12 protein-coding genes and 2 rRNA genes are annotated in these 22611 nt (G+C 65.3%); 9 read left to right on the forward strand and 5 right to left on the reverse strand.

The window, feature by feature from the left end:
• Positions 1-11: 11 nt before the first annotated feature.
• Positions 12-1496, reverse strand: coding sequence for an FGGY-family carbohydrate kinase (locus DBO33_RS19415; protein WP_107656312.1), 1485 nt, complete (start codon positions 1494-1496; stop codon positions 12-14).
• The gene (locus DBO33_RS19420) at positions 1496-2908 is read right to left on the reverse strand and encodes an L-fucose/L-arabinose isomerase family protein (protein WP_107656313.1); all 1413 of its coding nucleotides are present in this window, start codon (positions 2906-2908) and stop codon (positions 1496-1498) included. Before DBO33_RS19420 ends, DBO33_RS19415 begins: the two co-directional genes overlap by 1 nt.
• Before the next feature lie 139 nt (positions 2909-3047).
• On the opposite strand from DBO33_RS19420, the gene DBO33_RS19425 reads away from it, so the two are divergent.
• Both DBO33_RS19425 and DBO33_RS19430 read left to right on the forward strand, forming a co-directional pair.
• Positions 3048-4022: a carbohydrate kinase family protein gene (locus tag DBO33_RS19425; RefSeq protein ID WP_107656314.1), complete on the forward strand. Its 975-nt coding sequence runs from the start codon at positions 3048-3050 to the stop codon at positions 4020-4022.
• A gap of 45 nt (positions 4023-4067) precedes the next feature.
• Positions 4068-6215, forward strand: a complete 2148-nt coding sequence (locus tag DBO33_RS19430) for a trehalose-6-phosphate synthase (RefSeq protein WP_107656315.1) — start codon at positions 4068-4070, stop codon at positions 6213-6215.
• An 11-nt stretch (positions 6216-6226) separates the two neighbouring features.
• Here DBO33_RS19430 and DBO33_RS19435 read toward each other — a convergent pair whose 3' ends face one another.
• A complete protein-coding gene (locus DBO33_RS19435) occupies positions 6227-7114 on the reverse strand; it encodes a glycoside hydrolase family protein (protein WP_234390922.1) in 888 nt (295 codons plus the stop codon).
• Positions 7115-7173: 59 nt separating this feature from the next.
• Positions 7174-8346 carry an MFS transporter gene (locus DBO33_RS19440; protein ID WP_107656316.1) on the reverse strand — a complete coding sequence of 391 codons (1173 nt, stop codon included), beginning with the start codon at positions 8344-8346 and terminating at the stop codon, positions 7174-7176.
• Positions 8347-8505: 159 nt separating this feature from the next.
• On the opposite strand from DBO33_RS19440, the gene DBO33_RS19445 reads away from it, so the two are divergent.
• Positions 8506-9270, forward strand: coding sequence for a tyrosine-protein phosphatase (locus DBO33_RS19445; RefSeq protein ID WP_107656317.1), 765 nt, complete (start codon positions 8506-8508; stop codon positions 9268-9270).
• Positions 9271-9303: 33 nt separating this feature from the next.
• On the opposite strand, the gene DBO33_RS19450 is transcribed toward DBO33_RS19445, so the two are convergent.
• On the reverse strand, positions 9304-11589 hold the full coding sequence (locus tag DBO33_RS19450; protein ID WP_107656318.1) for an ATP-binding cassette domain-containing protein: 2286 nt from the start codon (positions 11587-11589) through the stop codon (positions 9304-9306).
• 62 nt (positions 11590-11651) lie between these two features.
• Between DBO33_RS19450 and DBO33_RS19455 the strand changes: the two genes are divergently transcribed.
• From DBO33_RS19455 to DBO33_RS19480, 6 genes are all read left to right on the forward strand, one after another.
• A complete protein-coding gene (locus tag DBO33_RS19455) occupies positions 11652-12635 on the forward strand; it encodes a helix-turn-helix transcriptional regulator (RefSeq protein WP_107656319.1) in 984 nt (327 codons plus the stop codon).
• A 100-nt stretch (positions 12636-12735) separates the two neighbouring features.
• The gene (locus DBO33_RS19460; protein WP_107656320.1) at positions 12736-14763 is read left to right on the forward strand and encodes a TRAP transporter permease; all 2028 of its coding nucleotides are present in this window, start codon (positions 12736-12738) and stop codon (positions 14761-14763) included.
• Positions 14760-15755 carry a TAXI family TRAP transporter solute-binding subunit gene (locus DBO33_RS19465; protein WP_107656321.1) on the forward strand — a complete coding sequence of 332 codons (996 nt, stop codon included), beginning with the start codon at positions 14760-14762 and terminating at the stop codon, positions 15753-15755. The genes DBO33_RS19460 and DBO33_RS19465 overlap by 4 nt, the downstream gene beginning before the upstream one ends.
• A 143-nt stretch (positions 15756-15898) precedes the next feature.
• Entirely contained in the window at positions 15899-16894 is a 996-nt protein-coding gene (locus DBO33_RS19470; protein ID WP_107660409.1) for a TAXI family TRAP transporter solute-binding subunit, read from the forward strand.
• Between the two features lie 572 nt (positions 16895-17466).
• Positions 17467-18985 (forward strand): 16S ribosomal RNA (locus tag DBO33_RS19475).
• Positions 18986-19321: 336 nt separating this feature from the next.
• Positions 19322-22458, forward strand: a 23S ribosomal RNA gene (locus DBO33_RS19480).
• The 16S and 23S rRNA genes sit together here, the layout of an rRNA operon.
• Positions 22459-22611 lie beyond the last annotated feature (153 nt).

Consider the following 22611-nt stretch of genomic DNA (forward strand, 5'->3'; position numbering starts at 1 on the left):
ATCGGCGAGGATCAGGAAAACACCCCCTTGCGGTGCTGTTCGGCCGCCAGGAAATGCGTGATAGCAGTGCTGCATTCATACAGTTCGCGGTAGTGCCGATAGTACGAATCGTATTCTCCGGTACGTCCAGGATAGGGCTCGACGGTGCTGATCACCGGATTCCATTTCGCGGTGTCGACACCCGCCGCCTCGGCCGCCAGTAGGGCATCGCCGAGGCACGCGCCGATCGTCTCGGCCGGGAGTTGTTGCGGCAGCCCGGTCACATCGGAAACGATCTGCGTCCACAGCCCGCCCTTGGTGCCGCCGCCGACCGCGACCAGTCGCCCGGCCTCGCCACCGGCCTCGGTCATGGCCGCGAGGTTGTGCCGGACGCCGTAGGCAATGCCCTCCAGCACCGCCCGGTACAGCTCGGCGCGTCCGTGGCCGAGGGTCAGGCCCGCGATGATGCCGCGGGCAGCCGGATCGAACAGGGGAGTGCGCTCGCCGGCGAAATAGGGCAGCACCAGCAGTCCTCGGCTGCCCGGTGGCACCCGGGCCGCTTCCGTGACGAGGTCGGCGAACTCGCCGCCGACCAGAGTGCGCAGCCAGTCGGTCACCGCGCCCGAGGTCGCCATGCCCGCGGCGAGAGTGTATGTGCCGGGCCAGGTTCCGCAGGTGCCCCACAGGCCGGGATGCGGGCGTGCATCTTTCAGCACCTGCACCAGGAACATGGTGGTGCCGTACATGATCATCGCGTCGCCCGGTGCGCGCACGCCGACGCTGGCGGCCTCGGCCCAGGCGTCGATGGTGCCGGTGGTGACCGGAAGGCCGACGGGCAGACCGGTACTCGCCGCCGCCTGCGTCCCGACCCGCCCGACCACCTCGGTCGGCCAGGCGAGTTCGGGCAGCCGCAGGCCGGGCGCCACCTGTTCGGCCCAGTCGGTGGCCCACTCGCGGCGCCGCAGGTCGTACATCGGGACGCACTGGCTGGCGGATTGGTGATCGAGCACGTACCGGCCGGTGAGCCGGTGCACCAGAAAGGAGCTCGCCATCAACAGCATGCCGGTGTCCGCGGCGACCTGTGGTTCGTGGCGGGCGAGCCAGCGCAGTTTCGGCCCGACGGCTTGGCTGGTGATCGGTGACCCCGCCCGCGCCAGCACGGCTTCGGCGCCGAACTCTTCGGTGAGCTCAGCGATTTCGGTGGTCGCCCTGGTGTCGACGCCGTAGAGGATGGCGGGACGCAGGGGACGGCCGTGGGCGTCGGCCGGCAGCAGGCACGGACCGATCCCCGAGACCGCGAGCCCGTCGAGGGTCGCGCCGTCCGCCGCGGCGACGAGTTCGCCGACGATGGCGACGAAGTCGGCCCACCACACCTGCTCCGCATCGTGTTCCACCCAGCCGGGACGTGGCGTCGAAACGCCGTGCGCTCGTTCGGATCTGGCGAGTACCGCACCATGTTCATCGGTCAGCACGCCCTTCGAGCTGGCGGTGCCGAGGTCGACGCCGAGGAACCGCATCACCGGGTGAACTCGTCGAGGGCGACGCCGAGCAGGTCGCACGCCGCCCGCAGCGCCGCCCGGTGATCGCCCGGCACCGCGTGAATGTGGTTGGCGCCGAAGCGGGACAGGAAATCCTCGGCGCGGGCATCCAGCCGGGCGAACGCGTGCGGCCATTCCCAGGTGGACTGCTTCATCAGCGCTTCGTTGGTCTGGTCGTCGTAGGTCTCGAAGTCGCCCAGCATCAACTGCATTCGATAGTCGCCGTCCTTCCGGGTCAGCCGGGCCAGTGTCATGGCGCCCGGTGCGGCGAGGTGATGCACCGAGGCGCCGCCCGCCGGAAAGAAGAACACCTCCGGATACAGGTGCACCTTGGCGAGGTTCTCCGCCGGGTCCGCGCTGCGGGCCGCGAACCACGTCGCGTGCTGGCCCGAATTGCACAGGTCCCAGATGTCGCGGTCGGCGTGATAGTGCCGCACATCGGCGAAAAGCACCGGGGTGCCCGCGATCTGCTTGAGCAGCTGCATGGTAAGCGCACCGTCCATGTCCGCCTCGGTGGCGCACACGTGTGTTTCCTTCGGCCCGTTCCAGTCGTAGGGGTCGTTGAGGAAGGCCTCGGTGATGTCCATCGTGGCGAAGTACTGGGTGAGTTCCGGCTGGCCCTTGATCCCAGAGAAGTCCAGGCGCCGTTCGGCGATCAGCTCACGCACCGCCAGGTACGAGCGAATCTGGCGTTCGAGGATGTCCGGTGTCAGCTTCGCGCCGTCGTAATGCACGCCGGCGGCATGGCGTTCCAGCCACTCGCGGGCCGCCTTCGCCTCGCCCGCGTCGGCCAGTTCGGCACGCCGCACGATCTCCCACTGATCGATCTCCTCGACGTCGATACCGAAGATCCGTTGCCACTGATCTGTATTGGCGACTGCCGTGTTCATCCCCATCGGCCGCCCGCCGAACCGCCCGAAGGTACTGCCGCGCAGGCTCGCCACCGCCGCGGCCGCACGAGCCCGCACGCCGATCTCCTCGATCAGCACGGGATCGTCCGGGTCGCCCCACAATCGGGTATGGCCGCGTCCGATCTGGTCGAGTGCGCCGCCGGCGGCGAGCATGCCGACCATGCCGGGCTGCACCGGGTCGATATTCGACAACAGCAGCAGCGGGCCGGGCGTCGCGCCCGCCGCGAGCATGGTGAAATGCGGGAAAGCCCAGACGGCGTAATGGAATACGGTCAGATCGACGTCGGCCCCCGCCACGCTGCGCGCCACCGAGTTGGCCAGCGCGTTGTCGCTGACGGCCGCCGCGCCGCACACCACCTCATGGCCGGCCCGCGTCAGCGCCGCCACCAAGTGATCCTCGGTGGTGCTGATGAAGTCCGCGATCCCCGCGTGCACATAGTCGCGACCGTCGGACATGCTGATTACACCGATACGGGCCATGCCGGTCCCTCCGCGCGGGTGGGTGGGTCGGATAGACGGTTCCACTCCAGAAATACCAGGCTGAACAGTGCGTTCGAGGCGATTCGCGAAATCGGGCCACCAGGCCGGTGGATGGCGTGCGATTTGCTAGGGTCGCCGGATGGGAACGGACCCGGCGGGGCGGGCCGATGCCGCGACCTCATCGAACAGTCGGCAGCACCGCACCGAGGTGCTCGTTGTCGGCGCCTACTTCGCCGATCTCGTTTTTCACGGTCTGACGCGGCCGGTTCAGCCCGGTACCGAGGTGTTTGCCAGCGGCTTCGCGATACTGCCCGGCGGCGCGTTCACCCCCGCGATGGCGATGCGCAGGCTGGGGCACGACGTGGTGTGGTCCACCGACTTCGGCACCGACCTGTTCAGCGAACAGGTCCTGGCGGCGGCCCGCGCGGAGGGCCTGGACGACAGCGGCTTTCGTTTGCATACGATGCCGGTACGCAGTGTCACCGCGGCGTTGTCGTCCCCCGAGGACCGGGCGATGGTGAGCTACCAGGATCCGGTGACCGCTTTTCCGCTTGCGACGTTGCTGCGCGAACATCGAGCACGGGTGGTGATCCTGCCGCAGCTGCTGTACGGCGCGACCGTGTACGCCGCCCTCGACGTGGCACATCGGCTCGGGACCCAAGTTTTCATGGACTGCCAGGATGTACCGTGCACGCTCGACACACCGACGGTGCGTGAGATCCTCGCTAAGGTCGACATTTTCGCGCCGAACGCCGACGAGGCGTTGCGGCTCACCGGTGCGCCGACCCTCGACACGGCCATCGATATCCTTGCCGACCTGGTGAAGACGCTCGTCGTCAAACGGGGGAGCGGCGGCGCCATCGCGGTCCGGGATGGTGAGCGGTGCGAGATCGATGCGGTCGCTGTCGAAGTCGTCGACACCACCGCCGCGGGTGACTGCTTCAATGCCGGCTTCCTGCACGCGCACCTGGCCGGACACTCGCTGCCGGACTGCCTCGCCACCGCCGTGGCCTGCGGTGCGGCCGCGACCACGGCACTCGGCTCCAGCGCCGCGCCGGACCTGACCGAGCTGCCCGGGTGGCTCGCCCGGGTGCCGCGCGCCCACCAGGTCTGAAAATTCCGCACGGTTTCATGATGCGTTCCTGCTATCGTTGCGTAGATGGCAACCGGCGATGGTCCCAAATCTGTTGAGCCGGAAGCAAGTTCACCCGGCGAACGATCCCGCGGGGTAGTCCGGAGGTTTCTCGTCACCGATCTCGACGGCACCCTGCTGGGCGGCACCGCCACCGATCGGCTGCGACTACGCAACGCGCTGACCCGGCATCCCGAGGTGACGGTGGTCTTCGCGACCGGTCGCGGCCTCGAATCGATCCGGGCGGTACTGCGCGATCCTCTTGTCCCGCAGCCACGGTGGATCATCGCCGACGTCGGCGCCAGCCTCATCGACGGCGCGGACCTCACCCCGGTCACCGCGCTGCAAACAGCGCTGCGCGCAGGCTGGCCGGGTGCCGACCGCATTCGCGTTGCCCTGCGCCATTTTCCGGCGCTCACCTATCAACACGGTGTGACGCAGGACGGACGCTGCTCGTTCCATCTGCCGCCCGCGGGACTGACACCGGAACTGATCGACGCCGTGCACGCGCTGGGTTGCTCGTGGCAGTACTCGGCCGACACCTACTTCGACGTGCTGCCCGCCCACGCGAGCAAGGGCAACGCGCTCGTCGCCCTTGCCATGCAACAGGGCTGGTCGATGGACGCGGTGCTGGTCGCGGGTGACTCCGCCAACGCCCGCTCGATGTTCGGCCGTGGGGCCCACGGTGTGATCGTCGGCAACGCGGAACGCAGCCTGCTGAGCGCGGTGCCCGCCGCGGACGCGGCACATCGACCTGCGCTGCCCGGCGCCGCCGGAATCCTGTCTGCCCTACAGGATCTGGGCTGGATCGAGCCCGACTACCCACTGGTGGTCGGCTACCATCGCGCGCCGATCACCTGGACCCCCGACGGTTGGCGCAGCCCATCGAGCCCCAACGGCATCCTGCCGACCCTGCACAGTGTGTTCACCGGGAACCTCCGGGCGGTGTGGGCGGCAGGCGTCGTCATCGAACCCCACCAATCCGCCGCGCACCTCGACGACCATGGCACCGGCCTGCCCCTGGCCTTTCTGCCGCTGACCTCGGCCGAATGGAGCGGATACTTCCACCGGGCCTGCAAGGAAGCGCTGTGGCCCGTCCTGATGTCGCAACCGCACCGCGCGCGTTTCGATCCCGCCGCCTGGGCCGAGTACCGTGCAGTTAACCGGCGTTTCGCCGACCACATCAGCGTGCACGCGGCGCCGGGCGCGACCGTGTGGCTGCACGACTACAACCTGTGGCTGGTGCCGGGCCGGCTGCGCGAGACGCGACCGGACCTGCGGCTCGGCCTGTTCCACCACACACCTTTCCCCGATCCGGATGTCTTCGCCGCGCTGCCACCGGCCGCCGAGATCCGCGCCTCGCTCGGCGCGCTGGACTGGGCGGGTTTCCACACCGAGGTCTTCGCCGACCGCTTCCTCGGGTCACTCACCGACCACGCCCGGCGTCCCCTGGTCGGCGTCCACCCGCTGGGCATCGACCGTGCCGCGATCGAGCAGCTGGCCCGGAGCCGCCCGCTCGGCCGCCGAAAACACGAGGGGCCCGTGGTGCTTTCGGTCGAACGCCTGGACTACATCAAAGCCCCGGTACAAAAGGTCGACGCGATCGCCGAGCTGCTGGCCCGCCATCCAGAACTGCGCGGCGCGCTTCGGTTCCGGCTCGTCTGCCCGCCACCGGAACCCGGCCTCACCGCCTACGACGCGACCAGGCAGCTGCTCGAGCGCCGTATCGATGAGGTCAACCGCGCCTGGGCGAGCGGCGGCTGGCAACCCATCGAATACTTCCCGGAGTTCCTGAGCTTTCCCGAGGTCGTCGACCACTATCTCGCCGCGGACGTGTTCTGGGTGACCTCGCTGCAGGACGGCATGAACCTGACCGCCAAGGAATTCATCGCAGCGCAGGCGGCCGTCGGCGGTTGCGGTGTGCTGGTGCTCTCGCGGCACACCGGCGCCGCGGCGCAGTTGGCGGCCGGAGCCTTGCTCACCGAACCGAATTCGCCGACCGACCTGGTCGACACACTGCGGCGTGCGCTGAATCTGGCGCCCGCGCAACGCAGGGAGCGACTGGTCTGCCTGAGTGAACTACTCGGGCAGCACAATCCGGCCGAATGGGCCGCCGAGATCATCGCCGCCATCCAGCTCGCCCGGCGGACCGAGTCCACCGGCCGGGCTGCCTGAACCGAATCAGGCTATCTCGGTACGGCATTCACCGAATGCGGGTCGCGTGGCCGGGGGAAGCTGAGCCGAGCGAGGTGGACGCCACCCTGCCCCCAGCCCGCGCTGGTCACCCACCAGCGGAGGTCGTCGTGCACCACCTCGGCAGCGTGCGCGGCGATATGACCGATCTTGTCGCCGATCCGGAAGCGAAAAGGGCTGTCGCTACGGAACACATCGGTACCGACGTAGCGCGGGCGCGGGCCGATGAACAGATACCACCAGCCGTTGTGCTGGACGACGAAGGGGGACTCGGTATTTCCCGCCTCGGTGCCCTTGGTCGGGTCGGTGTAGGCGATGTGCCGTTCGCCCCAGTGCACGAGATCGGTGCTGGTGCGGTACGCGACCACATGATGACCGCCCGCGGGTGTGCTGGTCGCGCAGTAATACATCACCCACTGGTCACCGACCCGGGCCACCATCGGGTCGCGTGCGTCGTAGCCGTCGCGGAACAGCGGGCCGGAACGTCTACGCGCCCAATGGAACAGATCGGTGGAGGTGGCCAGGTTGATCACGGCGGCGGTCCGGTCCGTGCCGCCGCCCGCATAGAACATGTAGTACCGCCGGTGCGCCGCGATGACGAACGGCGCCCACAGATGCGTCTCCCCATAGTCCGGGTCGACGTGCAGCGCGGACGGCTGTTTGGTCCAGGGCCCGAACAGGTCGTCGGCGGTCGCATGCGCGAACTCGGTCTCGTCGAACGGATCCGCGGGCTCCGGATGTGTGATCCCGAACAGATGCCACCGCCCACCCGCGGCCCGAACGATGGTGTGATCGTTGATGTACCACGGCTCCGGCTCGCCGAGACCGGGATCGTAGATCCGGGTGAAGGCGCCCGCACGCACCACATCGCGTATCGCCATGCCCACCATCATCCTCGTCATGGTCGCGTCGCTGCGCTGATCACCCGCACCGATGCGGTTCAGTGCCGGGTGCGCAGTGCGCCCACGCCCGCCGCTGCCGCCAGGACGAACAGCACCGGAATCGCGAGTCCGACCGTGAGACCGTGACTTTGGGCGACGTAACCGATCAGCACCGGGCCGGTGAAGAAACCGAGGTAGCCGACGAACGATACGTTGGCGATGGCACGGGCGGGTGCGACGCCGGCCACGGTGCCGGTCGCGGCGAAGGCCAGCGGCAGCGTGTACGAGATGCCGAGGCCGAACACCGCCAATCCGATCAGTGCCGCGGTGGTATCCCCGATCAGCAGTGCCGTGCCCAGGCCGAGTCCGGCCGTGAGGGTGCCGATCAGAAATGGCCGCACCGGGCCGGACCAGGCGACGAGCCGATCGCCGAGCAGCCGCCCGGCGCACATCGACCCGGCGAACAGCGCGAAGCCGAGGGCCGCGACCGTGGTGCTGGCGTGCGTCTCGTCGCGCAGGTAGACGGCGGTCCAATCATTGGCCGCGCCTTCGGCCAGCGCCACGCAGAACGCCAGTACGCCGAGGACGATCAACCTGGTCGGCCAACGCGGCCTGCCCCCACCGGCGACTTCCGCGCCACGCACGGTGCGGTCGGTGGCCGACGGCAACATCCCGCGCGCGCCGAGCACGGCCGCGACGGCGACCAGCGCGCTGACACCGAGGAAGTGGCCTGCCAGCGTCACCTGCGCCCGCTCGACCGCCGCACCGACCAGCGAACCGCCGATCATGCCCAGGCTGTGACAGGCGTGGATGCCGGACAACAGCGGCCGCCCACTGGCCTTTTCCACGGCCACCCCGTGCGCGTTCATCGCGACGTCCACCACACTGTTGAGCACCGCGAACACGAGCAGCGCCGCTGTCAGACCAGCCAAGTTCCCGGCGACCAGCAGGCCGGACAGCGACAGCGCGAACGGCGGCACCGCGAGGCGCAGCGTGGCGCGGCTACCGAACCGCAGCGTGACGAACTTGCCGAGTTGCAGGCCGAGCACCGCACCGATGTTCAACCCCGCGAATGCTGTTGCCAGCCCGGCTTCATCGAGCCCGAGCTCGTCCTTGATGGTCGGCGTGCGCGCAACCCAGGTGGCGAACAGCGACCCGGTGAGAAAGAAGATCAACCGAACCGACCAGAGCGCCGACCGGATCTCGGTGGTGGATGGGCCCGAAGTCAGCATCGGCACCGGTGCGTGCTCCTCTCAGCAGACCCTCGCGAGGTCACGAAGCGGCCAGCGAAGCACGAAAGCCAGCGCCCGGCAACACCTTTACGCTGTGCTCGCCGTAGACTGGTGTTGCGAGCCCGGCGAGCGTTGATCCGGGCCTGCGGAGAGTCAGTCATGGATAGCGACCGCACCGCGCGCCGGTGGGTGACATTCGCCGAGATCGACAATGCGCGTGATCTCGGTGGTCTGCCCGTGCAGGGCGGCGGCGCAACTCGTTTCGGTGTTGTCTATCGATCCAGCACACCCCAGCAGTTGTCCGAATCGGACCTGGCCCATCTGCTCGGGCCGGTAGGTTTGCGGACCCTCGTGGATCTGCGGACGCCATCGGAGGTTACGCGAGAGGGGTACGGCCGCCTCGCGAAAAGCCCCGTACGGCTGGTCAATCTGCCGGTGTGCAAGGTGGCGAGTACGGCAGCGCCCAGCGAACTGGTGCCGGATGCGCACCGGTTCGATCTACGGCGGCTCTACCACGAACTGCTTTCCGGCAGTGCCGACTCCGTGGTGTCCGCCGCACGATTGATCGGTGATGCGCGCCGGCATTCGGTCGTCTTCCATTGCGCCGCAGGCAAAGACCGCACCGGGATCCTCGCGGCCATGCTGCTCGACGCGGTGGGCGTGCACGCCGAGGCCATCGTCGCGGACTACGCGCTCACCGCGGAACGCATCGTCCGCATCCGCGCCCGTCTCGACGCCATGCCTTCCTATCGAGGTCTGCCGCCGGTCCGCACCGGAATCCTCGACGTCGACCCGGCCCCGATGCGCCGTTTCCTGCGCGACCTGCATACCGACCACGGCGGCGCCGCCCGCTGGCTGCGGGCGAACGGCCTCACCGACCTCGAACTGGCCGCCCTGCGCCGCGCGATGGTCGAGCAGTCCTGAAGCGCACGGATCCGGCGCTGCGACCAGAACCTCCTACGCGGCATCGACCAGGCTGCGCCGCAGATAATCGGCGGTAATCGAGTTCTCGGCGGCGAGCAGCGCGGCGGGCGTGCCCGTGAACACGATCTCGCCACCGTGCTTACCGCCGTCCGGACCGAGGTCGATGACCCAGTCCGCCCGTTTGACCACATCCAGGTCATGCTCGATGACGATCACCGTATTGCCCGCGTCCACCAGGCGGTCGAGCAATGCCATCAGCGTGTCGACGTCGGCCATATGCAAGCCGGTGGTCGGCTCGTCGAGCACGTAGATGCCGCCGCTGCGGTGCAGATGGTCGGCCAGTTTGATGCGCTGGCGTTCCCCGCCCGACAGCGAACTGAGCGAGCGGCCCAGGGTGAGGTAGCCGAGCCCGACCTCGTTCAGCGAGCGCAGCGGCTTCCGAATCTTGCTGTCCGCGTGCCCGTCCCAGAAGTCGAGGGCCTGTTCGGCGGTCATGTCCAGCACGTCGGCGACCGACGCACCATGCACCGTGTACCGGAGCACCTCCGGCCGGAATCGCCTGCCGTGGCAGACCTGGCACACGGTGGTGATCGGATCCATGTACGCCAGATCGGTGAAAATGACGCCCGCGCCGCCGCATTCGGCACACGCGCCGTCGGAGTTGAAGCTGAACAGGCCCGGCTTCACCCCGTGCTCCCTGGCGAACAGCTGCCGCAGCGGATCCATGATGCCGATATAGGTGGCCGGGCTGGAGCGCCGGGACGCATGAATCGCCGACTGGTTCACCGCGATCGCGTCGGGGTGCGCGGCCAGGAACGCGCCGGAGACCAGCGTGCTCTTGCCCGAGCCCGCGACACCGGTGACCGCGGTGAGCACACCGGTCGGGAACCGCGCGGTGACGTTCTTCAAGTTGTGCAACGCGACATCGGTGACGCTCAGCCACCCGGTCGGCGCGCGGGTCTCGTCCTTGACCGGCTGTACCCGGCGCAGCCGCTCACCGGTCAATGTTCCCGAGGCACGCAGCTTTTCGACCGTGCCCTGGAACATCACCTGTCCGCCGTGCCCGCCCGCGCCTGGGCCCATGTCCACCACATGGTCGGCGACCGCGATGACGTCGGGGGAGTGCTCGACCACCAGCACCGTATTGCCCTTGTCGCGCAACTGGATCAGCAGGTTGTTCAACCGGCCCACGTCGCGCGGGTGCATGCCGACGCTCGGCTCGTCGAAAATGTAGGTCATGCCGGTCAGGCTGGAGCCCAGGTGCCGAACGACTTTGAGCCGCTGCGCCTCACCACCGGACAGCGACGAGGTCTCCCGGTCCAGCGACAGGTAGCCCAGACCCACCTCTTCGATCCGGCGCAGCCGGGCGATCGCGGCCCCGGCGATCGGCTGGGCGATCGGATCACCGAGGGCGCCGAGCACCTCGATCAGGTCCGACACCTCGAGCCTGCCGTAGTCGGCGATGCCGAGCCCGTCGATCCGGCTGGCCAGCGCGGCGGCGTTGAGCCGCGCACCGCCGCAGGCCGGGCAGACCTCCTCGGTGACCACTTCACGCGCGGCCGCCCGGTTCTTGTCCGAGAGCGCGTCGAGATCACGCTTGATGTAGAGGCGATCGAACCGTTCGAGCAGACCCTCATAGGCGTTGTTACCCATACTGCCGGTCTTGTTCGGCCGCGGCACCCGAAACCCGTTGCCGCGCAGAAACAGCTGCCACTCTTCGGCCGTGAAGTCGCGCAACGGCTTGTCCGGATCGAAAAGCCCCGACTCGGCGTACAACTGCCACTGAAAGGTGCCGATGGCGAACGGCCGGAAGGTGATCGCCCCTTCGTTGAGCGACTTGTCGGTGTCGAGCAGCTTGTCCAGGTCCGGCCGCACCACATGGCCCAGCCCGCCGCATTCCTGGCACATGCCGAGCGGGTCGTTGAACGAATAGCTGGTCGCCTCACCGGCACTCGGTTCGCTGTGCCGGGAGAACAACACCCGGATGATCGACTGGATGTCGGTCATGGTGCCGACGGTGGAGCGGGAGTTGCCGCCGATCGGCCGCTGGTCGACCACCACCGCGGGGGCCAGATTGTCGATCGCGTCGGCCTCCGGGCGTTCGTACTTCGGTAGCCGGTTGCGGATGAACCAGGTGTAGGTCTCGTTGAGCTGGCGCTGCGACTCGACCGCGACGGTGCCGAACACGATCGACGATTTGCCGGACCCGGACACGCCCGTGAAGACCACGATCTTGCCCTTCGGGATCTCCAGCGAGATGTTGCGCAGGTTGTTCTCGCGGGCTCCGACGATCTGGATGGTGTCTCGCTCTGCATTCACAAACGCCACGGTAGGTGGCAATGAGGTCAGGATCGGTCCTCATTGCGCGCAATACTGGAACAGTGACCGAGACCGCCGCGCGACTGCTGCAATTGCTGTCGCTGCTACAGACCCGCCGCGAATGGACCGGCCCTGAGCTGGCCGAACGCCTCGGCGTCACCGTGCGCACGGTGCGTCGCGATGTCGAGCGGCTGCGTGAACTGGAGTATCCGGTGCACGCCAGCCTCGGCGCGGTCGGCGGGTATCGCCTCGAAGCCGGGACCGCGCTGCCGCCGCTGCTGCTCGATGACGAGGAGGCGGTGGCGATCACTCTCGGTTTGCGCAGCGCCGCGCAAGGTTCGGTTGCCGGCATCGAGGAGTCTGCCGCGCGGGCTCTGGTCAAACTTCAGCAAGTGCTGCCGTCGCGGCTGCGCGGCCGGGTGGACGCCATCGACTCGGCAACCGTCTCGCTGGGTGGCCCGGGCACCGGGCCGCGCGTCGACCCGCAGACCCTGGTCGTCCTGGCCGCCGCGGCCCGCGACGGCGAGCGGATCCGCTTCCGCTATCGCGACAAGGGCGACGCGGAGAGCAAACGATTCGCCGAGCCACACAGCCTCGTCTCGGCGGGCCGCCGCTGGTATCTGGTCGCCTGGGATGTCGACCGGGCCGATTGGCGGACCTTCCGCCTCGATCGGGTCGAGGCTCCCTTTCCGACCGGAGTGCGGTGCGCACCAAGGGAATTACCCGCCGCCGATGCCGCGGCCTTCGTCACCGCTCAACTCGCCCACTCCCGGCCGGCACGAAGGGTGGTCATCCTGGTGCACGCCTCGGCCGAGCAATTAGCCGAGATTTTCCGCGTGCGACCCGAGGAGGTCGAGCCGATCGACGATCGCAGCTGCCTGATCCGCACCAGCGCCGACTCGCTGGAGTGGACCGCCCTGCGGATCGCCCACCTCGGCGTGGAGTTCGAGGTGCGGGAACCGCCGGAGATGCAAACCATGCTGCGTGATCTCGGCGCCAAACTCCTTCGGGCGGCGGGAGATCCGCAGGAGGACGCGCCGAAGTGACGCCCGCGGGTTGCCGGGGGCGGCCGCAAACTGAAAGGCGACCGGTACCCCTGTTTTCAATACCCGTATACAACCGGGCGTGCGTTGCTATCGTTCCGCCATGTCGAACACGGCGGGCGAGCGTTTGGATGCCGAGGCGCCCGTGGAAGATCGGCCCTCCTTGCTGGAGGTCGATGATGAGGAGAAGCCCGCCCGGGTCCTGACCGGCTGGGCCGAGCGGATAGTCGCGGTGACGTCGTTCGTCGTCGCGATGTTGGTGGTGTGGCAGGTATTTCGGCCGTTGCCGCAGGGCAGCCAGTACTACCTGGTGGTGTTCCTGGCGGCGACCTTGCCGATGGTGTTCCTGGCGTACCGGTCCGGCGTGCGGTTCCTCGATCGGGCCGACGGACCCGGCATCTTCGATTGGCTGCTCGCCGGCGTTGCCGTACTGGTGTGCCTGTATCCGGTGCTGCCGTTCACGATCGGCTCCGGCGGCGGCGGATACAACGCCTTCCTGGATCGGCAGGGGCTGCTGGACCCGGTCGACGTCGGCATGGGCGCGGTGCTGCTGATCCTGGTGCTGGAGGCGTGCCGGCGCACTACGGGCTGGGTGCTCGTCGCGGTCTGCCTGGTGTTCGTGGCCTACGGGTATTACGGCGGGTTCCTGCCGCAGGACTGGACAATCGCGCACGCGGGCTTGGACTTCGGGCAGATCATCGACGCGCTGTTCAACTCGGGCAGCGGGTTCTACGGCACGCCACTGGATGTCGCGGCCACCTATATCGTGCTGTTCACGCTGTACGGAGCCGTCCTCGAATTCTCCGGTGCGGCACAGTTTTTCGTCGACCTCTCGGTGGCCGCGTTCCGGCGCTCGCGCGGCGCCGCCGGACGGACCGCCGTCGCCTCGGGTTTCCTGCTCGGCACCGTGTCGGGCTCCGGCACCGCGACGGCCGTGACGGTCGGCGCGGTCACCTGGCCGATCCTGAAGCGGGCGGGTTATCCACCGGAGCAGGCGGGCGGCATGCTCGCGGCCGCCGGTGTCGGCGCGATCCTATCGCCGCCCACGCTGGGGGTCGCGGCGTTCATCGTCGCGGAGTATCTGGAGGTCTCCTACGTCACGGTGCTCGGCTGGGCGTTGATCCCCACCGTGCTCTACTACCTCGGGATCCTGCTGGCCGTGGAGATCGACGCGCGCCGGTTGGGCACCAAACCGGTGGAGACGGACGGTGTTTCGGCCTGGCGGTTGCTGCTGCGTTTCGGTTACCACTTCCTATCGCTCATCGCGATCGTCGTGCTGCTGCTGATCGACGTGAGCGCCACCCGCGCGGTCGTCTACGCGACGGTGCTGGCTTTCGTGCTCTCCTTCCTGGACCCGCGTACCCGCGCCAACGCACGGTCGCCGCGGCGAGTGTTCTACGCGATCGGCAGCGGTGTGCGCGCCGCCCTGCCGGTGGTCGCGGTGTGTGCCTCGGCGGGCGTGATCACCGCGATGACGACCAAGACAGGACTCGGCGCGCAACTGGCCGCTCTGCTGGTGCGGGCGGCGAAAGCGTTGTCCGACAACCACACCGTGGTGCTGGCCTGCACTGTCGTGCTCGCCGCTATCGCGCTGGCCCTGCTCGGTCTCGCGGTGCCGGTGACCGCGTCGTTCATCATCGGCTGGGCGATCATCGGGCCCGCGCTGCTCGCGCTCGACGTGCCACCGCCGGCAGCCGCCATGTTCGTCTTCTACTACTCGGTGCTGTCGGAGGTGACGCCGCCGACGGCACTGGCCGCGGTGGGCGCGGCCGCGGTCACCGGCGCGCGCACCGTGCCGACCATGTGGCAGGCGCTGAAATACGCGCTGCCCGCGTTCCTGGTGCCGGTCGTTTTCGTGCTGACCGAGCCGGGCGAATATCTGCTCGGCCGCGGCCCGCTGCTCGGCATCCTGTGGGCCACGGCCGCCGCCTGCCTCGGTGTCGCGGGCCTCGCGGTCGCCACCGGCGGCTGGATCCTCGGGGTCGGCCCCGCCCGGCCGGTCGCCAGGGTGCTGGCCGGTGTGGGCGGTCTGCTGCTGCTGTACCTGGAGACCGGCGCGCTCATCGCCGGACTGGTCGCGTTGTCCGCGGCCATCGGGATCACTCTGCTCACTCGAAGGAGGACGACATGAGAAGAGTCGCCGTAATTTTCGCGGTAGCCGCGGTATCGGCCGGTCTGCTCACCGGCTGCGGTGGCCGGCGGGATGCGCCGCACCACGACGCCGGGGGCGCGATCACCTGCGAGGTGAAGCAGGAGACCCGCGTCGGCATCGCGACCGGCAACGCGACCGGCGTGTACTTCGCGCTGGGCAACGCCTACGCCGATCAGATCGCGCAGGCGACCAACGGCAAGGTGAAGGCGACCGCCTCGGAAACGGGTGCGTCCGTGCAGAACATCCAGCAGCTCGTCGCGGGCAACTACCAGGTGGCGTTCTCGCTCGCCGACACCGCTGCGGACGCCGTACTCGGCACCGGCAGTTTCGACGGCAAGAAGCAACCGGTGCAGGCCCTGACCCGCCTCTACCCGAACTACACCCAGGTGGTGGTGCGCGCCGACGCAGGCATCAACTCCGTCGCCGACCTGCGAGGCAAGCGTGTGTCCACCGGCTCGCCCAAGTCCGGCACCGAGGTGATCGCCCAGCGCGTGCTGCAAGCCGCGGGCCTGAATCCCGACAGCGATGTCTCGGCCCAGCGCCTGGATCTCACCAAAACCGTCGACGGTATGAAGGACGGCTCCATCGACGCCATGTTCTTCTCCGGTGGTCTGCCGACTCCCGGTATCACCGACCTCTTCACCTCCTCGCGGGACAAGGTCCGCTTCCTCGACCTCCCGGCTCAGCTCGACGCGATGCGCAAGGTGAGCCCCGTGTACGAGGCAGGCACGATCCCCGCCGCCACTTATGGCCTGCCCGCCGACGCGAAAACCATCGTGGTGCCCAACGTGCTGCTGGTCCGCGACGACCTCGACGCCGATCTGGCGTGCGTGCTGACCAAGTCGCTGTTCGACCGCAAGGCGCAACTGGAACAGGCGAACTCCGCGGCCAAGGGCATCACTCGCGACACTGCCCGCAACACCGATCCGGTCCCGCTGCACCGCGGCGCCGACCACGCACTGACCAAATAGAAACCCGACCACCTCGCGAAGGCGGCCGGCTCGAGTCCGTGGCGAGCCGGCCGCCGGTGGTGGTCGACCAGGCGGAGCACACGGTGTTGGTGCGGAGTGGGTCGCGGCCGCTGTGGTCGCCGGCGCACGCCAGGGAGGATGAGATGAGGAAAGTGGCGATCGTTGTCGCCGTGGTGTCGGTGTCGGCCGGGTTCGTCACCGGATGTTCCAAGAGCCAGGAGAGAACGCCTACCGACTCGGGAGCGCCGGTCACCTGCACGGTGCAGGAGGAGACCGAGCTCGGCATCGCCACCGGCAACGCGACCGGTGTGTACTCGGCGCTGGGTAATGCCTACGCGGACCAGATCACGCTGGCCACCGGCGGCAAGGTGACGGCGACGGCCGCGGAGACGATGGCGTCGGTGCAGAACATTCAGCAATTGGTGGCAGGGAAGTACCAGGTGGCGTTCGCGCAAACCGATACGGCCGCCGACGCGGTGCTCGGGATCGGGACTTTCGACGGGGCGAAGCAGCCGGTGCAGGCGTTGGCGCGGTTGTACCCGAGTTACGCGGCGGTGGTTGTGCGGGCCGACTCCGGCATCACCTCTGTTTCGGAGCTGCGCGGTAAGCGGGTGTCGACCGGTTCGCCGAAATCCGGTACCGAGATGTTGGCACGTCGGCAGTTGCGGGCGGCCGGGTTGAACCCGGACAGCGATATTGCGGTTCATCGCCTGGATCTCACGAAGGCAGTCGCCGGGATGAAGGACGGGTCGCTCGATGCGCTCTTCTTTACCGGGGGCCTGCCCACGCCGGGCCTGGTAGAGCTGTTCAGCTCCGGCGGGGACCGATTCCGCTTCCTCGATACATCCGATCTGCTGGCCGGTATGCGCATCCTGAGCCCGGTGTACGAGTTGGGCGCCATTCCCGCCGCTGTTTATGGACTGCCGGAAGACGTGCCGTCCATCGTCGTGCCCAATGTGCTGTTGGTGCGGGACAACTTGGATGCGGACGTGGCCTGTGTGCTCACCAAGGCGCTGTTCGATCGCAAGGCTCAGTTGGAGCAGGCGAACTCAGCGGCCAAGGGGATCGTGCGGGATCACGCGCGGGAGACGAATCCCGTGCCACTGCACCGCGGGGCAGAGCACGCACTGGCCAACTGACAGGGGCCGTGGCTAGGCCGGCGGGCCTCGTTCGGATGAAGTTGCGGTGGTCTGAGTCACATTCGTGTGATTCAGGCCGATCTTCGCCCGATGCCAGGGGTCTTGACCTGCGAATTCTCGGGCTGCGCAGGCGATTTGACGTGGCGTTCTCCGCCGCGTAACTTTATCCAAGTCAGAGCGACACGGACACCGACCCGGAGCCGAGAAGCACAGTGGAGACGCTGCGCGGATGGACCGGGAAACGAGGTAGGACGAGGAGCGCCTGACGCTCACACTAGCTCTACCGGTACCCCGATTTCACGTCGGGTTCATGGCTGAGCTAAGCTTGATAAGTTGCCTCACCGATCGACCGGGCCAGCCCCGCGAGATGGCGTGTGCGTGTGTTCTTTGAGAACTCAATAGTGTGTCGATGAATGTCAGTGCCAATTATTTAATTGGTTCCGGCTTCTCATACCCCCCGGTTGAGAGGTCGGACATTTAGTCAGCAAATCTTTTTGCTGGCGTTTTGTTTTGCTAGGTTTTCGGACTCTAGTTATTCTTCTGATTAGCCCTTCGGGGTAAGTCAAGAGTCTTCAACGGAGAGTTTGATTCTGGCTCAGGACGAACGCTGGCGGCGTGCTTAACACATGCAAGTCGAGCGGTAAGGCCCTTCGGGGTACACGAGCGGCGAACGGGTGAGTAACACGTGGGTGATCTGCCTCGCACTTCGGGATAAGCCTGGGAAACTGGGTCTAATACCGGATATGACCATGGAATGCATGTTTTGTGGTGGAAAGATTTATCGGTGCGAGATGGGCCCGCGGCCTATCAGCTTGTTGGTGAGGTAACGGCTCACCAAGGCGACGACGGGTAGCCGACCTGAGAGGGTGACCGGCCACACTGGGACTGAGACACGGCCCAGACTCCTACGGGAGGCAGCAGTGGGGAATATTGCACAATGGGCGAAAGCCTGATGCAGCGACGCCGCGTGGAGGATGACGGCCTTCGGGTTGTAAACTCCTTTCGACAGGGACGAAGCGAAAGTGACGGTACCTGTAGAAGAAGCACCGGCCAACTACGTGCCAGCAGCCGCGGTAATACGTAGGGTGCGAGCGTTGTCCGGAATTACTGGGCGTAAAGAGCTTGTAGGCGGTCTGTCGCGTCTTCTGTGAAAACTTGGGGCTCAACCTTAAGCTTGCAGGCGATACGGGCAGACTAGAGTACTTCAGGGGAGACTGGAATTCCTGGTGTAGCGGTGAAATGCGCAGATATCAGGAGGAACACCGGTGGCGAAGGCGGGTCTCTGGGAAGTAACTGACGCTGAGAAGCGAAAGCGTGGGTAGCGAACAGGATTAGATACCCTGGTAGTCCACGCCGTAAACGGTGGGTACTAGGTGTGGGTTTCCTTCCACGGGATCCGTGCCGTAGCTAACGCATTAAGTACCCCGCCTGGGGAGTACGGCCGCAAGGCTAAAACTCAAAGGAATTGACGGGGGCCCGCACAAGCGGCGGAGCATGTGGATTAATTCGATGCAACGCGAAGAACCTTACCTGGGTTTGACATACACCGGAAACCTGCAGAGATGTAGGCCCCCTTGTGGTCGGTGTACAGGTGGTGCATGGCTGTCGTCAGCTCGTGTCGTGAGATGTTGGGTTAAGTCCCGCAACGAGCGCAACCCTTGTCCTGTGTTGCCAGCGCGTAATGGCGGGGACTCGCAGGAGACTGCCGGGGTCAACTCGGAGGAAGGTGGGGACGACGTCAAGTCATCATGCCCCTTATGTCCAGGGCTTCACACATGCTACAATGGCCGGTACAGAGGGCTGCGATACCGTGAGGTGGAGCGAATCCCTTAAAGCCGGTCTCAGTTCGGATCGGGGTCTGCAACTCGACCCCGTGAAGTTGGAGTCGCTAGTAATCGCAGATCAGCAACGCTGCGGTGAATACGTTCCCGGGCCTTGTACACACCGCCCGTCACGTCATGAAAGTCGGTAACACCCGAAGCCGGTGGCCTAACCCCTTGTGGGAGGGAGCCGTCGAAGGTGGGATTGGCGATTGGGACGAAGTCGTAACAAGGTAGCCGTACCGGAAGGTGCGGCTGGATCACCTCCTTTCTAAGGAGCACATCTCCACGGACACCCACACAGGTGGGATGTTAAACGTCTTGTGGCAGAGACCGTTTCGGATGCATACGTCATCCGGCGGACGCTCATGGGTGGAACACTGACAACTTCATCGCACTCGGCCGGCCCTCTGTGGTTGGCCGCGGTGATATACCGACACACTATTGGGTCCTGAAAGAACAGACGCGAGTCTTTCTTTCTGGATATCGACATACGATCCGCTCGGATCTCCTGGATACCGCTGGCCTTCGGGCCGGTTTGGTCGAGGAAACGGGTTCGAGTGGGTGTGTTGTTTGAGAACTGCACAGTGGACGCGAGCATCTTTGTTAGTAAGTGTTTAAGAGCGTACGGTGGATGCCTTGGCACCAGGAGCCGATGAAGGACGTAGGAGGCTGCGATAAGCCTCGGGGAGCTGTCAACCGAGCTGAGATCCGAGGATTTCCGAATGGGGAAACCCAGCACGAGTGATGTCGTGTTACCCGCATCTGAATATATAGGGTGTGTGGAGGGAACGTGGGGAAGTGAAACATCTCAGTACCCACAGGAAGAGAAAACAATTGTGATTCCGTGAGTAGTGGCGAGCGAAAGCGGATGAGGCTAAACCATGTACATGTGATACCCGGCAGGGGTTGTGTATGTGGGGTAGTGGGGCTCATTTTCCTATCACTGCCGTGGTAGGCGGGAGTCAGAAACCGTTGTGTTAGTCGAAGTGGTCTGGAACGGCCTGTCGTAGAGGGTGAGAATCCCGTAGACGAAAACTCAACGGCTCTCGTAGTGAGTACCCGAGTAGCAGCGGGCCCGTGAAATCTGCTGTGAATCTGCCGGGACCACCCGGTAAGCCTGAATACTCCCTGGTGACCGATAGCGGACTAGTACCGTGAGGGAAAGGTGAAAAGTACCCCGGGAGGGGAGTGAAATAGTACCTGAAACCGTGCGCTTACAATCCGTCAAAGCCTGCGAGTCGTTTGGTCGACTGTGGGTGATGGCGTGCCTTTTGAAGAATGAGCCTGCGAGTTAGTGGCATGTGGCGAGGTTAACCCGTGTGGGGTAGCCGTAGCGAAAGCGAGTCCGAATAGGGCGATCCAGTCGCATGTTCTAGACCCGAAGCGGAGTGATCTACCCATGGCCAGGGTGAAGCGACGGTAAGACGTCGTGGAGGCCCGAACCCACTTAGGTTGAAAACTGAGGGGATGAGCTGTGGGTAGGGGTGAAAGGCCAATCAAACTCCGTGATAGCTGGTTCTCCCCGAAATGCATTTAGGTGCAGCGTCACGTGTTTCACGCCGGAGGTAGAGCTACTGGATGGTCTAGGGGGCCTACAAGCTTACCGAAATCAGCCAAACTCCGAATGCCGGTGTGTGAGAGCGTGGCAGTGAGACTGCGGGGGATAAGCTTCGTAGTCGAGAGGGAAACAGCCCAGATCGCCGGCTAAGGCCCCTAAGCGTGTACTAAGTGGAAAAGGATGTGAAGTCGCGAAGACAACCAGGAGGTTGGCTTAGAAGCAGCCACCCTTGAAAGAGTGCGTAATAGCTCACTGGTCAAGTGATTTTGCGCCGACAATGTAGCGGGGCTCAAGTACACCGCCGAAGCCGCGGCATTCACACAATACGTCCGCCACTCTCTACGGGGGGTGGTGCAGCGGTGTGGATGGGTAGGGGAGCGTCCTATAGCCATGGAAGCAGCAGGGTGACCTAGTTGTGGAGGCTATGGGAGTGAGAATGCAGGCATGAGTAGCGAAAGACGAGTGAGAAACTCGTCCGCCGAATGACCAAGGGTTCCTGGGCCAGGTTAATCCGCCCAGGGTGAGTCGGGACCTAAGGCGAGGCCGACAGGCGTAGTCGATGGACAACGGGTTGATATTCCCGTACCCGTGTATCCGCGCCCATGATGAATCAGTTGTGCTAAGTGTCCAAAACCTCCGAGAAGACCTTCGGGTCTCGAGTGAGGGGCTGCACATGACCCCGGCTGGTAGTAGTCAAGCGATGGGGTGACGCAGGAAGGTAGCTGGGCCAGTCAGTGGTTGTACTGGTGTAAGCCTGTAGGGCGTCCGGTAGGCAAATCCGCCGGACATGTAGCCTGAGAGGTGATGCGTAGCCGATTGAGGCGAATTCAGTGATCCTATGCTGCCGAGAAAAGCCTCTAGTGAGTTGGTACACGGCCCGTACCCCAAACCGACACAGGTGGTCAGGTAGAGAATACTAAGGCGATCGAGAGAACTGTGGTTAAGGAACTCGGCAAAATGCCCCCGTAACTTCGGGAGAAGGGGGACCATTTCTGGTGACGGAATTTACTTCCTGAGCTGGGGGTGGTCGCAGAGACCAGTGAGAAGCGACTGTTTACTAAAAACACAGGTCCGTGCGAAGTCGTAAGACGATGTATACGGACTGACGCCTGCCCGGTGCCGGAAGGTTAAGAGGACCGGTTAGCGCCTTCGGGTGCGAAGCTGAGAATTTAAGCCCCGGTAAACGGCGGTGGTAACTATAACCATCCTAAGGTAGCGAAATTCCTTGTCGGGTAAGTTCCGACCTGCACGAATGGCGTAACGACTTCTCAGCTGTCTCAACCACAGACTCGGCGAAATTGCATTACGAGTAAAGATGCTCGTTACGCGCGGCAGGACGAAAAGACCCCGGGACCTTCACTATAGCTTGGTATTGGTGTTCGGTACGGTTTGTGTAGGATAGGTGGGAGACTGTGAAGCGGGCACGCCAGTGTTCGTGGAGTCATCGTTGAAATACCACTCTGATCGTATTGGACTTCTAACCTCGGACCATGATCTGGTTCAGGGACAGTGCCTGGTGGGTAGTTTAACTGGGGCGGTTGCCTCCTAAAATGTAACGGAGGCGCCCAAAGGTTCCCTCAGCCTGGTTGGCAATCAGGTGTCGAGTGCAAGTGCACAAGGGAGCTTGACTGTGAGAGCGACAGCTCGAGCAGGGACGAAAGTCGGGACTAGTGATCCGGCACCGGCAAGTGGAAGCGGTGTCGCTCAACGGATAAAAGGTACCCCGGGGATAACAGGCTGATCTTCCCCAAGAGTCCATATCGACGGGATGGTTTGGCACCTCGATGTCGGCTCGTCGCATCCTGGGGCTGGAGTAGGTCCCAAGGGTTGGGCTGTTCGCCCATTAAAGCGGCACGCGAGCTGGGTTTAGAACGTCGTGAGACAGTTCGGTCTCTATCCGCCGCGCGCGTCAGAAACTTGAGGAAGGCTGTCCCTAGTACGAGAGGACCGGGACGGACGAACCTCTGGTGTGCCAGTTGTTCCGCCAGGAGCACCGCTGGTTAGCTACGTTCGGAAGGGATAACCGCTGAAAGCATCTAAGCGGGAAGCCTGTTCCAAGATGAGGTTTCTCACCACCTTCGAGTGGTTAAGGCCCCCCACAGACCATGGGGTTGATAGGCCAGAACTGGAAGCCCGGTAACGGGTGTAGGTGACTGGTACTAATCGGCCGAGGACTTACCAACAAAGAAGCTACGCGTCCACTGTGCAGTATCTGAAACAACACACGACACCGTGTTCACGGGTTCGGAGTGAGAGTTTCAGAGGCTTGCGCCTCTGCGAAGATCTCACACGCTCAACGGTTTCAGGGTCAGCCCTGCGAACCTGCGACCGGGGTG

Origin of the sequence: Nocardia suismassiliense (genome assembly GCF_900269665.1) — a bacterium.
GTDB lineage: Bacteria > Actinomycetota > Actinomycetes > Mycobacteriales > Mycobacteriaceae > Nocardia > Nocardia suismassiliense.

What these genes read in the sequence shown, in the direction of transcription:
- DBO33_RS19415 (WP_107656312.1), bottom strand. Translation starts at nt 1,496, where the DNA reads ATGCGGTTCCTCGGCGTCGACCTCGGCACCGCCAGCTCGAAGGGCGTG.
- DBO33_RS19420 (WP_107656313.1), bottom strand. Translation starts at nt 2,908, where the DNA reads ATGGCCCGTATCGGTGTAATCAGCATGTCCGACGGTCGCGACTATGTG.
- DBO33_RS19425 (WP_107656314.1), top strand. Translation starts at nt 3,048, where the DNA reads ATGGGAACGGACCCGGCGGGGCGGGCCGATGCCGCGACCTCATCGAAC.
- DBO33_RS19430 (WP_107656315.1), top strand. Translation starts at nt 4,068, where the DNA reads ATGGCAACCGGCGATGGTCCCAAATCTGTTGAGCCGGAAGCAAGTTCA.
- DBO33_RS19435 (WP_234390922.1), bottom strand. Translation starts at nt 7,114, where the DNA reads ATGGCGATACGCGATGTGGTGCGTGCGGGCGCCTTCACCCGGATCTAC.
- DBO33_RS19440 (WP_107656316.1), bottom strand. Translation starts at nt 8,346, where the DNA reads ATGCTGACTTCGGGCCCATCCACCACCGAGATCCGGTCGGCGCTCTGG.
- DBO33_RS19445 (WP_107656317.1), top strand. Translation starts at nt 8,506, where the DNA reads ATGGATAGCGACCGCACCGCGCGCCGGTGGGTGACATTCGCCGAGATC.
- DBO33_RS19460 (WP_107656320.1), top strand. Translation starts at nt 12,736, where the DNA reads ATGTCGAACACGGCGGGCGAGCGTTTGGATGCCGAGGCGCCCGTGGAA.
- DBO33_RS19465 (WP_107656321.1), top strand. Translation starts at nt 14,760, where the DNA reads ATGAGAAGAGTCGCCGTAATTTTCGCGGTAGCCGCGGTATCGGCCGGT.
- DBO33_RS19470 (WP_107660409.1), top strand. Translation starts at nt 15,899, where the DNA reads ATGAGGAAAGTGGCGATCGTTGTCGCCGTGGTGTCGGTGTCGGCCGGG.